The sequence below is a fragment of the Shewanella sp. AC91-MNA-CIBAN-0169 genome, assembly GCF_040310165.1.
Lineage (GTDB): Bacteria > Pseudomonadota > Gammaproteobacteria > Enterobacterales > Shewanellaceae > Shewanella.
In genome coordinates this window covers 24519-39681 of sequence record NZ_JBEOPM010000023.1, presented here as the reverse complement: position 1 = coordinate 39681, position 15163 = coordinate 24519, and the positions used below count along the sequence as shown (strand labels likewise).

The following is a 15163-nucleotide window of genomic DNA, read 5'->3' as shown; positions in this document are numbered from 1 at the left end:
TTATGAGCAATGACTTTCAATTTATAGAAGTGGGTCGAGTAGACCCCATTAAACTTGAAGCGAAAAAACGTGCTACACAATTTATTGAAATTTATCAGCCGTTTACGCAACCAGAAGTAAAACAACAAGCCGATCGCTGTCTTGACTGCGGTAACCCGTATTGCGAATGGAAGTGCCCACTGCATAACTACATTCCAAACTGGTTAAAACTGGCAGAAGAAGGTCGCATTATGGAAGCGGCAGACTTGGTGCATGAAACCAATACTCTGCCAGAAATATGTGGCCGGGTGTGCCCACAAGACCGTTTATGCGAAGGTGCTTGTACCTTAAACGACGACTTTGGTGCGGTCACCATTGGCAGTGTTGAAAAATACATTACCGATACTGCAATTGCCCAAGGCTGGCGCCCAAACATGAAGGATGTGACGCCACGTAAAGAGCGTGTTGCCATTATTGGAGCGGGTCCTGCGGGTCTTGGCTGTGCTGATGTGTTGGCTCGTAATGGTGTGCAAGCCGTGGTGTATGATAAATACCCACAAATTGGTGGTTTGCTCACTTATGGCATCCCTTCTTTCAAGCTTGATAAAGATGTTATGGCCACTCGCCGTTCAGTGCTTGAAGGCATGGGCATTCAATTCAAAATGGGTGTAACTGTCGGCAAGGATGTGAGTTTTCAAAGCCTATTAGACGAGTACGATTCTGTCTTTCTGGGTATGGGTACTTACACGGCCATGAAAGCTAAACTGCCCAATGAAGATGCTCAAGGCGTGATTCAAGCGCTACCGTATCTTATTGGCAATACTCATCACATTATGGGTACTCAAGACGACGCTACACCCTATCTAAGCCTTGAAGGTAAAGATGTGGTGGTGTTGGGCGGCGGTGATACTGCAATGGATTGTGTGCGTACAGCCATTCGTCAAGGCGCGAAGAGCGTGACATGTGCTTATCGTCGTGACGAAGCCAACATGCCGGGCTCTCGCCGTGAAGTGCAAAATGCGCGCGAAGAAGGCGTTAACTTCTTATTTAATCGTCAACCAGTGGCAATTAAAGCTGAAAACGGTCAAGTAGTCGGGATTGAATGTGTTGAAACTCAAATGGGTGAAGCTGATGCTAGTGGACGTCAACGCGCCGAAATCATTGCTGGTAGTGAACAAGTATTAGCAACCGATGCGCTGATTATCGCCTTTGGTTTCCAAGCGAGCCCTGCTGCTTGGTTTAGTGATTTTGGCATTGAAACCAACGAATGGGGATTAGTTAAGGCCAAGAAAACCGACAACAACCCTTTTCAAACCACTAACCCTAAAGTGTTTGCCGGTGGTGATATGGTGCGAGGTTCTGACCTCGTTGTAACGGCTATAGCAGAAGGACGAGATGCTGCATTAGGCATTTTAAACTATTTAGATTAACAGCTTGCTAGCCTATATAGGGCTAAAGACAGGCTAAAGGTAGCTTACCTTTAGCCTACTTTCAGACTAACAATAAAAGCTGTAATACCGTGTTTGCTTGTGAATTTTCGCGCATCTTTTGATGCGTTTTTTTTTATCTTTTTTAAGGACGATGATTCACACGGATAGCCCACAACTAGGATTCACTTAGGGTCATGATTTTGTAGTTGAACTGACTAAAAAATAGCTGAAAATATTATCTTTTAATTGTGGATGCTCATCTGAAAATTTCACCCCAATATTCAATACACCTTCAATGTTTTGAACTTTGACCATGCTACCCGTTAAGATCCCTGAAAGATCAGTGTTAATAGAGATAGCCACATGTATCTCTTCGCCTTGTTCAATATTCACCGTTTTGGCGTCTACCGTCAGTAAGCAGCCAGTAGAAGAAAAGTCGAGCATTTTTGCACTGATTTTATTGTCATTGTGCATAATAAACACTTCTTGCTCGATATTAACTCGCAACTGCTCTCTGACTTTTTTCTTGATGATGGTTTTAGGCACACTAAGGCACAGCATTCTAATCGGTTGATTAACCACAGAGAATATGGTCGACTTAAAAGCAATAATATCTTTAAAACCACTATTCGTCATCGCCCTTACCACAATTTCAGCATTCACTAGCATATGTTGATAAGCCTCAGAAAAACCTTTATTGGGATACTCAATCAAGATAAACCGCCCAACCTGATAACCAATTAAGCTCGAACGTGACTGCACTGTTTTACCATTGGCAAAATGAATTTCAATAAACAATTCCATACCTATGTCAATTAGGCGAAGATCAGCATATAACGAAGCACTTACTGGCGTTGTCATTGGTTATTTACCATAGTGTTACTCATCATAATGGACCTCATTTCTATCAATCTATCGACTCCAATAACACTTAATAACATTAACATATCAGGTTTAGTTTGTTAGTCACTAGCGTAGTGCTAATCCTAGCTAACCTCAAGCCTGAGCAATCGATACAAAAATCATTAGCGGCCATGGATAATTATTTCGAGACTGGCTGATGTCGAAATTATGATAGCAAATTTGGCATGTATTTTATTAATAATACGTATTGGCACATCAATCGTTAACCTACAGTAAGTCCATAAAATGCAGATAACAGCACAAAGGCTGTTTCATAACCTTCAGTTATAAACATCTAAGGTCACTTATACCAAACAGCAATAATTAATACTGACTATTGTATATCAGCAAGGCACAAGGCTAATGCTTATATAGTACCAATATAACAATTATCTAATTGTTATAAATAGAAAATATCTATTTAAATGCTGTCTCGACATAATTATCCATGGCCAACAATCTCACCTCAAACCGCTTTTTACACTGACAGTATTATCTAACAAGCCTTCAGAGTGATTGATTAGCCTCAAGCAAGAAAGTAGAATAGAAATCATTATCATTTATTTAATTTAGTTTAAAGAATAATTCCTTCATTCCTATTAAGGCAATACCTTGAATACTTTCTTAAGCAGCTTCACGTTATGGCGACAACAGCTCACATCTTCGGTCTTCAATAGATGCCTATTGATTGTCATTACTTCGGTGTTTTCAACTTCTTTATGGGCACAGAGCCCGGCAGTCTCATCACAAGAGATATCACCAGAGACATCGCAAGATCTCTTAAAACAAACACGACAAATTCTTCAATTAGCTGAATACATTGGTGTTGATTACTCAGAAGCGGTGACCGAAGGTCGTATCTCTAATCCTGATGAATTTGCTGAAATGCAGCAATTTGCTAGCATCATTATCGAAAAAACTAACCTGCTCGCCAATGATGTGCCAAATTCGTTAACAGCCGATGCATTGCAATTACAGCAAGCCATTGCAGAAAAAACATCACTGGATGTTATTCAAGGGCTTAGCCAAAAAATACGTAACCAGTTATTAAGCCAGTCTCCAGCATTAGTGTTACCAACACAGCTATTAGCCAAAAACCATGTTAAACAGCTGTTTATCGAAAATTGTTCGACCTGTCATGGTGATTTAGGCCAAGGCGATGGGCCTCTGGCAAAATCATTGTCACCAGAGCCAACCAATTTCACCGATCAAGAAAGAGCAATGAATCGTTCATTATTGGGACTTTACGATGCGATTTCCGACGGTTTAGATGGCAGTGCTATGCGTGCTTTTAGTGAGTTAAATGATCAACAGCGTTGGTCACTGGCTTTCTATGTAGGTAGTTTAGCTTTTGAGCCAACAGCTGCCACCACGGAGCACATTAAGCATGATGCGAATATTGAATTACAACAGTGGGTCAATAGCAATCCAACCCAGTTAATTCAGCAAAATGTCGGAATTGATAAAACCCAATTATCATCACTACGCTCACAACCTGAGCGACTGTTTCAACATGCTGACTCACCTATTTCAGTCGCGCGTACTAACTTGCAGGCTGCTGTAAAAGCATATAAAGCCAATGAGTTTGCTCAAGCACAAACCTTAGCAGTGAGCGCCTATCTCGACGGTTTTGAATTAATTGAAAACAATTTAGATGCTCATGACAGTAGTTTACGTAAATCAATCGAAAGCCAGCTGCTTAATTTTAGAAACATCCTAAAAACAGCAGGACAGGACAGCCAGGTAAATCAACAGTTGACCAGCATATTGGCTCAACTAGACCAAGCCGACACCCTATTAACAGGGCAATCACTATCGAATAACGCCATGTTTTCGGCTGCATTAATCATCCTGCTACGCGAAGGATTAGAAGCACTGCTCGTTATCATTGCTTTAATGACAGTGTTAATTAAAACCGAACGTCAAGATGCGATTAAATTTGTTCACTTTGGTTGGATATCAGCACTCGCTGCTGGCGTATTAACCTGGTGGGCAGCAGATAACCTAATTAGCATTAGCGGAGCCTCAAGGGAGTTAATGGAAGGCGGCGCGGCATTGCTAGCCGCTTTGGTGTTGTTTTATGTTGGTTATTGGATGCACAGTAAAACCCAAGGTTCCAAATGGCAAAGTTACATTAAAAATAATGTCGACCGCCATTTAAACACTGGCACCTTATGGGGTCTCACTGGGCTGGCATTTATTTCGGTCTATCGTGAAGTCTTTGAAACGATTTTGTTCTATCAATCATTACTGACACAAGCCATAGGCTCTGCCAGCAGCAATGAACAAGTCAGTTACTTGGTTTACGGCTTGCTAGCAGGTATGGCTATTTTAGCGGTGATTGCTTGGTTAATGATGCGCTACTCAGTTAAATTACCATTAGCCCGCTTCTTTGCGGTGAGTTCTTACTTCATGCTTATTTTAGCGTTTATCTTGGCAGGAAAAGGGATTTCAGCGTTACAAGAAGCAGCAGTAATTAGCCTTACTCCCTTCCCTATAGATGTGTCGATTAGCTGGTTAGGTATAGCATCAACATGGCAAGGCTTGAGTACGCAAATGGTGATTGTAGTGTTATTTAGCTTTTTGGTTATCCGTAATCGTGACACCAAATAAGGTTTAGCTTTGACAACTAAACCTTGAGTGCTTAACGCTTAGCATTAGCGTTTAACATTGAGCGTCTAATAAAAAGGCCGGCTAAATATATTTAGCTGGCCTTTTTGTGTCGATAAATCGTTAGTAATTTATTTCACTGTAAACTTAGTGTCTTCATCTCTTAACATGTACAACGCAAAACACGCGGCCCACATTGGCCATGCTGCAAAAAACAATAAATTATTAAATGCATCAAAATATAGATTAAATGCCGATAATGTTGAAGCGCCATGCATCAGAAAGATAACCCCGTAAGTAATACGCTTTTTAATACCTAATACAAACGCAAATACTAAGGCTAATTGCAGTGCGCCCATAACATAAGCAGCAACCTCACTCATTCCGCCGATGCCATAAAACTTTTCGAAAATCTTCATACTATGGCCAGGATTGACAAACTTATCTAATGTCCATACCAGCATCACCACAAACACGCCTAAGCGTAAAGAAAGTAACGACCACTGCAGTTTTTTCTGAGTATCATTGCTAATTGATGTTTGCATCTTAATTCCTTAAAAAATATATAAAATAACATCATCTAGGGTCTGTTGACCGTCTAAATAAGCTAAACTGACTGTTACTGAAAATCATCAGCCGTTAATTGACCGAGTAAAACGCAACTATGTTGCACTAGCAGTTATGCCATTTAGATCTAACACAATTAAAATTGGCATAACATGATTGAAATAAACTTGTTAACAACAAGGTCTCTTTCACCAAGTTCATTACAGCAGAAAAAATTATGCCTATTTATCGTTATCCTAATCGTTCACTTACCGCACTCGCTATTAGCCTAGCCCTGTACTCATCAATAACGTCATCAATGGCTACAGCAGCCGAAAAACCTGAATCTATTGAAGTCATTCAAGTATCAGGTAAAGCGATTAACGATAAAGGCATGTCACCTAAAAACAGCACTGTAGATGGCCCATTTGGTGATGGAATAGCATTGAAAGATATCGCACGTTCGGTTACGCCTATCACCAGTGAAATGATTGAACAGCTCAACATCACTGATTTATCTGACATACAAAAAGTCAGCCCAAACAGTTATTCAGCCAGCGGCTTTGGCGCATCAAGCCTACCCACTATTCGTGGTCAGTTAGGTGAGTTATATCAAGACGGTGTGCGTCGCCAAGCGGGCAACAATGGCTTTGGTGTACCCATGTCATTTAACGCTGTCGAGCAAATTGATGTGGTAAAAGGTGCGCCGCCAGTGCTATTAGGCACCAGCCAACGTAACGGTGGATTTGTTAACATACATTCTAAAGTCGCGCCTACTGACGAGCAATTTAATAAGCTCACCCTATCTGGCGGCAGTTGGGATCATTACCGAGCTCAAATAGATGTTGGCACTGACATTGTCGCCAATCAAAGCGGTGTTCGCTTAAGTGCAGAACATATCGATAATGGCAGCTACTACGATTATTCAGGCTTTAAAAGCGACAGTATTTTTGTGGCATTTCGTTTACTGCCAGACGATGCCAGCACCTGGGACATTAATGTCGAATACTATGATGTTGAGTTTACCGACAACGCGGGGATTAACCGTCCAACTCAAGCATTAATCGACAACGGTTTATACGTTACAGGTCAAGGTGTACAACCTAACGGCAGTACTATTGCTGGCGCCAATGCTATCGTATCGCCAACAGGGTTAGTTGAGATAGATCGCAGCCAAGTATTAACCGACCCAGACAATATCAATAACGCCCAAACCTTCTTACTTCACAGTACTTATGTGCGTGAGTTAAGCGATAAAGCGACTTTTAAAAACATTACCTATTATCAGCATTTAGAACGTGAAGAAATTGCTCAAAATAGTTTTGTTGAAATTATTGATGGTGCAGATACTGCACAAAACAGAGTTGAATTAGCCTATAAATGGAGCGATGCTCAAAGCACCATTACTGCGGTGGATATCCGCTACAACAAAGTGTTAGGTTACAGTCAATTTACCACCGAAGCTGACTTACCTATCGATTTAACTGGCCCCATTGAAAACCGCCGTATTCCGCTTACTGCAGCACAACAAGGTCGATTAGTTGAACTGCGCCCTGGTGTGTTTGTGTCACCCGGAGCGCAGTACGATACCAATGCCGATGGCAGCGGCGATTTTTCATTATCTGACACCACTGACTCTACCAGTTGGCAAACCGGTCTAGCCATTCAACATAACAGCCAATGGACAGATAAGTTTTCCACCAGCGTAGGTTATCGTGCCGATTTTTATAATGTAGATGCGCGCGATGCTATTGCCCCACAAGGACAAGTTGCTGCTAGCGATTCGATAAGTGAAATGCTTGAATCTGGTCAAGTCAGTTTGAGCTATCGCCTTAGTGACGATATCACTACCTATGCCAGTGCCAGTTATAACGAATCAACCTCAAACAGCATGGCTGGCGGCACCACGTTAGGCGCCAACAACCAAATTAGTAGCCAAAACTTTGCCACCGAAAATACCTTAACCGAAGTGGGCATTAAATATTCACCCACGGACAGTGCTTGGTATGTTGACGCTGCAGTGTTTGACCAAAAACGCAGTCTACGTAACCGTGATGGCAGCAATACCGGCATTCGCACTAAAGGCTTTGAAGCCCAAGCTTTTTATGATGCCGATCCGTTTTGGTTAAGCGCGGGCTACAGTTATTTAGACGCTCGCTATGATGATTCAGCCAGTAGCCAAGATACGGTACAAGTTGCCGATACATTTGATAACTCAAGACCCGATATCATTCAAGGCACAGGTATTGGCGCACCAAACTTCGCTTCATTTGCACCGTCGGACCGCCGTGTACAAGGCTTACCTGAACAAACGTTCACAATTAATGGCGGAATGTCGATTACTGAGAAATGGAAAGCCGGTTTCTCCGGTCTATATACCAAGAGTTACCCATTGGACTATTTAGCGACTGTGTATATTCGCGATCAATACACGCTTAACATTAACACTCGCTATGATTTTACCGAGCAAACAAGTTTAAGGCTTGACGTCAATAACGTGACTAACCAAAAGAACTGGCGTCCGGTGTTTGAAGGCGGTTATTTCGGATCAACATTGGTTTTTCCTGAACTACCGGTTAACGCTACCCTTACCTTACAGCACTCATTTTAAGGCTATAAATTATGTTTAAAAAAATTGTGTTATTACTGATTGCTGCATCATTAGTGGGATTATTTTTCCACTTTAACTTGCATCAATTACTGACCTTAGAGGGCTTAAAAAGCTCGATGAATGACTTTAGTCAATTACGTGAAGAGTCACCTTTGTTGGTTATTGGCGGGTTCTTTTTATTGTATGTGGCAGTAACAGCATTGTCCTTACCTGGTGCCGCGATTCTTACCATTGCATCGGGTGCCTTATTTGGCATCGTCGAAGGATTAATTATTGCGTCGTTTGCCTCTAGTATCGGCGCAACACTAGCATTTTTAGTGTCGCGTTATTTATTGAGGGATTCAATTAAACAACGTTTTCCTGAGCGCTTAGCGGCTATTGATGCCGGCATTGAAAAAGAAGGTGGCTTTTACTTATTTACCTTACGTTTGGTACCAATATTCCCGTTCTTTTTAATCAACATGTTAATGGGTGTGACCGCCTTTAAATCGTGGACTTTTTACTGGGTAAGCCAAGTTGGTATGTTTTTAGGCACCTTTGTTTACGTTAATGCCGGTACCCAGCTGGCACAAATTGACAGCTTATCGAACATTTTATCGTTTAACCTTATTGTGTCATTTGCACTATTAGGTTTATTCCCCATTATTGCAAAAGGTATTGTTAACATGATCAAAAAACGTCGCGTATACAGCAAATGGACCAAGCCAGCTAAATTTGATCGCAACATGATTGTGATTGGCGCAGGTGCTGGTGGCCTAGTAACCAGTTATATTGCTGCCGCAGTCAAAGCTAAAGTGACCTTAATTGAAGCCGGCGAAATGGGCGGCGACTGTTTAAACTATGGCTGTGTGCCGAGTAAAGCGATTATTAAGAGCGCTAAAATTGCTCAACAAATAAGAAACGCCCATCATTACGGCTTAGAAGACAGTACTCCTGAATTTTCATTTAAAAAAGTCATGGCGCGCGTGCATCAAGTGGTTGCCGATATTGCTCCTCACGACAGTGTTGAGCGTTACACCAACTTAGGTGTCGACGTAGTTAAAGGCTATGCCAAATTAGTTGACCCATGGACAGTTGAAATTAGCCACCCAGACGGTCACACCAGCCGCTTAACCGCGCGCAGCATTGTTATCGCCACAGGTGCTCGTCCGTTTGTGCCACCGTTACCAGGCATAGAAGAAGTTGGTTATGTCACCAGTGATACCTTGTGGGACGAGTTTGCAAAACTCGATACAGCACCACAAAAATTAGTGGTACTAGGCGGCGGCCCAATTGGCTCAGAACTGGCACAAAGCTTTGCCCGTCTTGGTTCACAAGTGACTCAAGTTGAAATGGCTGAGCGCATCATGATCAAAGAAGATCTTGAAGTGTCTGAGTTTGCGACCCAAGCCTTGCAAAAAAGTGGTGTGAATATTTTAACCTCACACCAAGCGCTGCGCTGCGAACTGCGTGACGGTAAAAAATATCTTATCGTTAAACATCAAGAGCAAGAGTTAGCGTTAGAATACGACCAACTATTATGTGCAGTCGGTCGTAGTGCTCGCTTAAGCGGTTACGGGTTAGAAGAGTTAGGCATTGAAACAAACCGCACTATCGTCACCAATGAATACTTAGAAACCTTATACCCAAATATCTATGCGGCAGGTGACATTGTTGGGCCTTATCAATTTACTCACGTAGCAGCACATCAAGGCTGGTACGCAGCAGTCAATGGACTGTTTGGTCATTTGAGAAAGTTTAAAGTGGATTACCGCGTTATCCCATGGACTACGTTTATCGATCCAGAAGTGGCTCGTGTGGGTATTAATGAATATGAAGCCAAACAGCAAGGTATTGATTACGAAGTGACTCGCTTTGATTTTGCCGAGCTTGATCGTGCCATTACCGACAGTGCTACCGAAGGGTTTATTAAAGTGATTACCCCTAAAGGTAAAGATAAAATATTAGGTGTGACCGTGGTGTCTGAACACGCTGGCGACTTAATTGCTGAATTTGTGCTGGCGATGAAGCACGGCTTAGGGCTTAACAAGATTCTAGGCACCATACACAGTTACCCAACATGGGCTGAAGGCAACAAGTACGCTGCGGGTGAATGGAAGCGTAACCACGCTCCGGAAACCGTATTGCGCTGGTTAGAAAAATACCACACTTGGCGTCGTGGCTAACCCTACAGAGTAATCGCTAAGGCTCGTGAAAATGGGCCTTAGATTATTGCTCCTAAAAAGATGAAACTTAAGTAAATGCTCTTGATTATGACGCTTAGAAAATAACTCGAGATAACGGTTCTTACAAACTCAAAGTAGGTCTCAGATAATGAAAAAATTAACACGATGTACTCAATCGTTTGTACTGACAGTCGGTCTATTGCTGAGCTTGCTTGGCAGTAATGCGGCTATTGCTGCAGTGGATGAGTCTGAAGCGCTTTCTGATGCGAATCGTCTTGTGCAGACCCAGACGAAAATGGTGCTACATGATGAGTGGAACACCTTACTCAACCGTCATGTTAAACCGATTAATTCAGGTCACAGTAGCGCGATAGATTACGCAGCGACACAACAAGATCGAGCCATATTGACCGGGTATCTCAACCAACTGAGTCAGATAACCCAAGCTGAATTTGATGCTTGGGACAAAGAATCGCAATTGGCATTTTTAATCAATGCTTACAACGCGTGGACCGTGGAACTTATCTTAACTAAATACCCTGATATAGACTCAATCAAAGAGTTAGGCGGGTTATTTAGCTCACCTTGGGATAAAAGTTTTATTCCATTATTAGGTAAAACCCGCAGCCTTAATGATATTGAGCACACACTCATTCGTGGTAGCGATCGTTACAACGACCCAAGGATCCACTTCGCGGTAAACTGTGCCAGCATTGGTTGCCCTGCACTGCGTGAAGAAGCCTACACAGGCGCTAAACTCGAACTGCAATTAACCGAGCAAACTGAACGTTTTCTTGCCGATAATAGCCGAAATTATGCCAAGGGAGACAGCTTGTATTTGTCTTCTATCTTTAAATGGTATGGCGATGACTTTACCAAAGGGTTTCGTAACACTCATTCGATTGAAGCGTTTTTACTGCTTTATTCTAATAGTGATAAAGGTGTTCTGACACTTACGCCAGCACAGCGTCAAGCGGCAGAAAAACAACAACTTGATATTGAATTTTTAGATTATGACTGGTCACTTAATGTTGCTGGCTAATTTACGCTGGCAGCATATCGTTAGCACAGCCTTTTACTGCAACCTTATAAAATCTAAGGTTGCAGTAAGCTTTGGGCTTAGTGCTTTTTTGCTTACTGCTAGTCTTTGGGCTGGTATGGCTAATGCATCTAGCAACGGTGTTGTAAATGTTGCAGACAAGCCGTCAGCACGAATTCAAACATCAACATCAATCCGCGAGTCTGCTCAAACATCAGTTCAAGCATCAGTTAAAACAGCACAAACATCAAAGTCATCATGGCCAGAGGTTGAATCTCGAGGCGCTAATCAAGATGTGTACTTTCATGCTTGGGGTGGCGATCCGCAAATAAATCGTTATATTCAATGGGCCGCGAAACAAGTTAAGCAGCAATATCAGATCAATTTACACCATGTAAAACTCACCGACACCAGCGAAGCGGTCAGCCGAGTATTAGCCGAAAAATCAGCAAGCAATGATCATCAAGGCCAAGTCGATTTAGTGTGGATTAACGGTGAAAATTTTGCCGCCATGGCCAAGCATCAACTGCTAGCGCCAAATTGGGTTACGCAATTACCCAACTTTGGTTTAACCGATCCAGATAACAATCCCGCGATGACCCGTGACTTTGGCGTGCCAACACAAGGGATGGAAGCACCATGGGGTAAAGCTGCGCTGACGTTTTACTACGACAGCATAGTGACCACATCACCACCGCAAACTTTGCAACAACTAAGCCTATGGGCCAAACAACACCCAGGCAGATTCACCTACCCTAAGCCACCTGACTTTTTAGCCACCAGCTTTTTAAAGTACGCCTTAATTGTACTGAACAACTCACAACCTGGGGCGATTAAAAATCTGCTTTATCAACCCGCAACAACGCAAAGCCAGGCTTTGTTATTACCGGTATTGTGGCAATATTTAGATGAGCTACATCCGCATCTATGGCGCAAAGGTCAACACTTTATGTCCAGTGGCATGGAGCTACGTCGCTTAATCGGCGATGGTGAAATTGCCCTAGCGTTTACCTTTTCAGCCGCCGAAATTCCCGCGGCCGTTGCACGTTTTGAATTACCCGACAGCAGTCGTAGTTATCGTATGCAAGATGGCAGTTTGAGTAATATTCACTTTATCGCCATTCCCTATAATGCCGCTCACCTGGACAGCGCTAAATTGGTAGTCAATTTTTTACTGAGTCCACAAGCTCAAGCACACAAACAGCAAGCGAATATATGGGGCGACACCAGCGTGTTAGCACTATCAAAGCTGACAGCCGAACAGCAAACTTGGTTTGAGCCACCCGCTCAGTCACATCCCAGTGCCACTATTGCTAACCAAGCAATCAGCCCAGCGTTAAGTGAGCCAGATCCAAGTTGGAGTAAGGTTATTACAAAGCTATGGTTACAACGCTATGGAGTGATGCAATGAACACGGTAGCCAAGCTGTTCAATCCAATTGTGCGCTTCAGTCCATTTATGATGATGGCTTTGTTACTGATCCCGGTATTGGGTGGGTTAATTGGCGTTATTCTGCCTGCATTTGGTTGGATCCCAGCACTGGATCAAACCTATTTTAGCCTGAATGGTTTTAGCCAATTATGGCAAACACCAGGCATTGGCCACATGGCGTTATTGAGTATCACCACCAGCTTTGTTAGCACCTTGTTGGCCTTTTTAATCACAATATTGATCCTAGCAAGTTACTTTACCAGCCCGTGGCTGGGTTATATTCAACGCCTTTTAGGGCCAATTCTGGTTATCCCTCATGCTGCCGCGGCCATTGCTATTGGATTTCTGATTACCCCGTCGGGCATGTTGTCTCGCTTGGTATCGCCTTGGTTAAGTGGTTGGGATGCACCACCCGATTGGCTATATCCACACGATGCGATGGGACTGAGTATTATTCTAGGCGTGACCTTAAAAGAACTGCCTTTTTTATTGCTGATGGCGCTAGGCGTATTAGCACAACCCGACCTTGGGCAAACACTACGGGCGCAACATAAAGTGGCATTGAGTTTAGGTTATTGCCCAATGACAGCATTTTTAAAAGTGGTGTTGCCAAGCCTGTATCCTCACTTACGCTTGCCAATATTGGCAGTATTGGCTTACGCCAGTGCCAGTGTAGAAATCCCCTTAATTTTAGGCCCCAACAATCCGCCGACATTGGCTGTAGCGATTATGCAGTGGTTTCATGACGTGGATTTAAGTTTACGGATCAAAGCGTCTGCGGGGGCGATATTACAAATTCAACTGACGTTATTCGTATTAGCCTGCTGGTGGTTACTGGAACGCTTGGTGAGTCGATTCGCTCAATCGATGTTAACCAATGGCCAGCGCGAATACGGCGGCGCTATCATCCAAAAGATAACCCATGTCATCACCGCCTTAATGTTGACCATCATAGGTTTGGCATTAGTGGGAATGCTGTTGTGGTCTTTTGCTGGCTTTTGGCATTTCCCTGATGCCTTGCCGCAACAATTTGTAATGCTGCACTGGCAAACGGCATTGCAACAAATGCACACGCCACTTATCGACACGGTACTGATTGCCCTCTGCGCAACCGCCCTAGCGATAACCTTAACCTTACTCACTTTAGAAGCGGAGCAGCACAGCGGAAAACCGCTATCGCTGCTGGGCAGTGTATTAATTTATCTGCCCTTGCTTATTCCAAGTATCGCGTTTTTATTTGGTTTGGTGTGGTTACTTGAGCAAGTAAACAGTCAACATACCTTTATCAATGTGGTACTGGCCCATTTGTTATTTGTATTACCCTATGTGTTTTTATCGTTGGCCAGTAGCTATCGTCGTTTAGACCCACGCTTTAGTATTGTTGCGGCCAGTCTTGGGGCCACCAAAGCAAAAATATTTTTCCGGATTAAACTGCCCATGCTAATTGGGCCGATATTCATTGCTTGCGCATTAGGTTTAGCCATTAGCTTTAGCCAATACTTACCAACCTTACTCACTGGTGGTGGACGCATCAACACCATTACCACTGAAGCTGTTTCGCTCGCCAATGGAGGAAGCCGCAGGATCAGTGCAGTATATGCGTTAATGCAAATGATCCTCCCAGCTTTAGGTTTTTTACTGGCTTGGCTATTGCCTAAAATGTTAGTCAAACACCACCAACAAGGATAATAATGCAAACATTCGCGAGTACAGCCAACGGCTCAAATACCACCTCAACATCAGAACTCACCATTGATGGGCTGATCTTGCGTCGTCAGCAACAAAACTTATTATCATTAAGCGCGACCATTCGTGGCGGTGAAATATTGACTATTATGGGCCCATCTGGCAGCGGCAAATCAACGCTATTAAACTGGTTAACTGGCATGTTGCCAGCGGGATTTAGTGCTGAAGGTCAGTTACATTTAAACGGCCAAAATATCACCACAACAGCCAGTCATCTACGCCATATTGGTTTGCTCTACCAAGACCCATTATTATTTCCGCATTTATCCGTGGCAGGAAACATCGGCTTTGCCATGCCGCCAAGCCCCAAAGCACAGCGACAAGCCGCAATTAGTGAAGCGTTAACCCAAGTGGGTCTGGGTGGATTAGAACAACGTGACCCGCAAAGTTTATCTGGCGGTCAGCAAGCTAGGGTGGCATTGCTGCGGGTATTGCTTAGCCAACCCAAAGCCATATTATTAGACGAGCCCTTTAGTAAGCTAGACAGTCAGTTACGTCAAGAAACCCGACAATTAGTATTTGATCAAATACGCCAGCATCAGCTACCTGCCATTATGGTGACTCACGATCAAACAGATGCTGATGCAGCTCAAGGTAAAGTCATCTCACTTTGAGTTGTGGTACTAAATGACTAAAACCCTACTCAAATAGAAAGTACTGTAATCAACTGTACTGATGTAGGTAATACACAGATAGCTAAAAA

At 43.1% G+C, this 15163-nt stretch carries 10 protein-coding genes; 8 read left to right on the top strand and 2 right to left on the bottom strand.

Annotated features, from left to right (window positions below):
- Nucleotides 1-2: 2 nt before the first annotated feature.
- Nucleotides 3-1409, top strand: a complete 1407-nt coding sequence (locus AAEY98_RS17385; RefSeq protein ID WP_101088854.1) for a glutamate synthase small subunit GltD family protein — start codon at nt 3-5, stop codon at nt 1407-1409.
- Nucleotides 1410-1601: 192 nt separating this feature from the next.
- Here the strand turns inward: AAEY98_RS17385 and AAEY98_RS17380 are convergent, their stop codons facing one another.
- Nucleotides 1602-2270: a flagellar brake protein gene (locus AAEY98_RS17380; protein ID WP_101088853.1), complete on the bottom strand. Its 669-nt coding sequence runs from the start codon at nt 2268-2270 to the stop codon at nt 1602-1604.
- A gap of 726 nt (nt 2271-2996) precedes the next feature.
- On the opposite strand from AAEY98_RS17380, the gene AAEY98_RS17375 reads away from it, so the two are divergent.
- On the top strand, nt 2997-4925 hold the full coding sequence (locus AAEY98_RS17375; protein ID WP_351018462.1) for a cytochrome c/FTR1 family iron permease: 1929 nt from the start codon (nt 2997-2999) through the stop codon (nt 4923-4925).
- Between the two features lie 128 nt (nt 4926-5053).
- On the opposite strand, the gene AAEY98_RS17370 is transcribed toward AAEY98_RS17375, so the two are convergent.
- Nucleotides 5054-5467 (bottom strand): hypothetical protein, encoded by a 414-nt coding sequence (locus AAEY98_RS17370; protein ID WP_101088851.1) that lies wholly within the window; start codon nt 5465-5467, stop codon nt 5054-5056.
- Between the two features lie 239 nt (nt 5468-5706).
- Here AAEY98_RS17370 and AAEY98_RS17365 point away from each other — a divergent pair, with 239 nt between their 5' ends.
- The 6 genes from AAEY98_RS17365 (at nt 5707) to AAEY98_RS17340 (ending at nt 15074) form a co-directional block, all read left to right on the top strand.
- The gene (locus tag AAEY98_RS17365) at nt 5707-8079 is read left to right on the top strand and encodes a TonB-dependent receptor (RefSeq protein WP_502959652.1); all 2373 of its coding nucleotides are present in this window, start codon (nt 5707-5709) and stop codon (nt 8077-8079) included.
- An 11-nt stretch (nt 8080-8090) separates the two neighbouring features.
- The gene (locus AAEY98_RS17360; protein WP_351018459.1) at nt 8091-10244 is read left to right on the top strand and encodes a dihydrolipoyl dehydrogenase family protein; all 2154 of its coding nucleotides are present in this window, start codon (nt 8091-8093) and stop codon (nt 10242-10244) included.
- Nucleotides 10245-10539: 295 nt separating this feature from the next.
- Nucleotides 10540-11286, top strand: coding sequence for a DUF547 domain-containing protein (locus tag AAEY98_RS17355; protein ID WP_351018485.1), 747 nt, complete (start codon nt 10540-10542; stop codon nt 11284-11286).
- Nucleotides 11287-11401: 115 nt separating this feature from the next.
- Nucleotides 11402-12694, top strand: a complete 1293-nt coding sequence (locus tag AAEY98_RS17350; protein WP_192114453.1) for an ABC transporter substrate-binding protein — start codon at nt 11402-11404, stop codon at nt 12692-12694.
- Nucleotides 12691-14403: an ABC transporter permease gene (locus AAEY98_RS17345; protein ID WP_192114391.1), complete on the top strand. Its 1713-nt coding sequence runs from the start codon at nt 12691-12693 to the stop codon at nt 14401-14403. The genes AAEY98_RS17350 and AAEY98_RS17345 overlap by 4 nt, the downstream gene beginning before the upstream one ends.
- A 2-nt stretch (nt 14404-14405) precedes the next feature.
- Nucleotides 14406-15074 carry an ATP-binding cassette domain-containing protein gene (locus AAEY98_RS17340; RefSeq protein WP_243756154.1) on the top strand — a complete coding sequence of 223 codons (669 nt, stop codon included), beginning with the start codon at nt 14406-14408 and terminating at the stop codon, nt 15072-15074.
- Nucleotides 15075-15163: the final 89 nt, after the last annotated feature.

Excerpts from the sequence above, each read along its gene's own strand:
- AAEY98_RS17385 (WP_101088854.1), top strand. The coding sequence starts at position 3 with ATGAGCAATGACTTTCAATTTATAGAAGTGGGTCGAGTAGACCCCATT.
- AAEY98_RS17380 (WP_101088853.1), bottom strand. The coding sequence starts at position 2,270 with ATGACAACGCCAGTAAGTGCTTCGTTATATGCTGATCTTCGCCTAATT.
- AAEY98_RS17370 (WP_101088851.1), bottom strand. The coding sequence starts at position 5,467 with ATGCAAACATCAATTAGCAATGATACTCAGAAAAAACTGCAGTGGTCG.
- AAEY98_RS17365 (WP_502959652.1), top strand. The coding sequence starts at position 5,707 with ATGCCTATTTATCGTTATCCTAATCGTTCACTTACCGCACTCGCTATT.
- AAEY98_RS17360 (WP_351018459.1), top strand. The coding sequence starts at position 8,091 with ATGTTTAAAAAAATTGTGTTATTACTGATTGCTGCATCATTAGTGGGA.
- AAEY98_RS17355 (WP_351018485.1), top strand. The coding sequence starts at position 10,540 with ATGGTGCTACATGATGAGTGGAACACCTTACTCAACCGTCATGTTAAA.
- AAEY98_RS17350 (WP_192114453.1), top strand. The coding sequence starts at position 11,402 with ATGGCTAATGCATCTAGCAACGGTGTTGTAAATGTTGCAGACAAGCCG.
- AAEY98_RS17345 (WP_192114391.1), top strand. The coding sequence starts at position 12,691 with ATGAACACGGTAGCCAAGCTGTTCAATCCAATTGTGCGCTTCAGTCCA.
- AAEY98_RS17340 (WP_243756154.1), top strand. The coding sequence starts at position 14,406 with ATGCAAACATTCGCGAGTACAGCCAACGGCTCAAATACCACCTCAACA.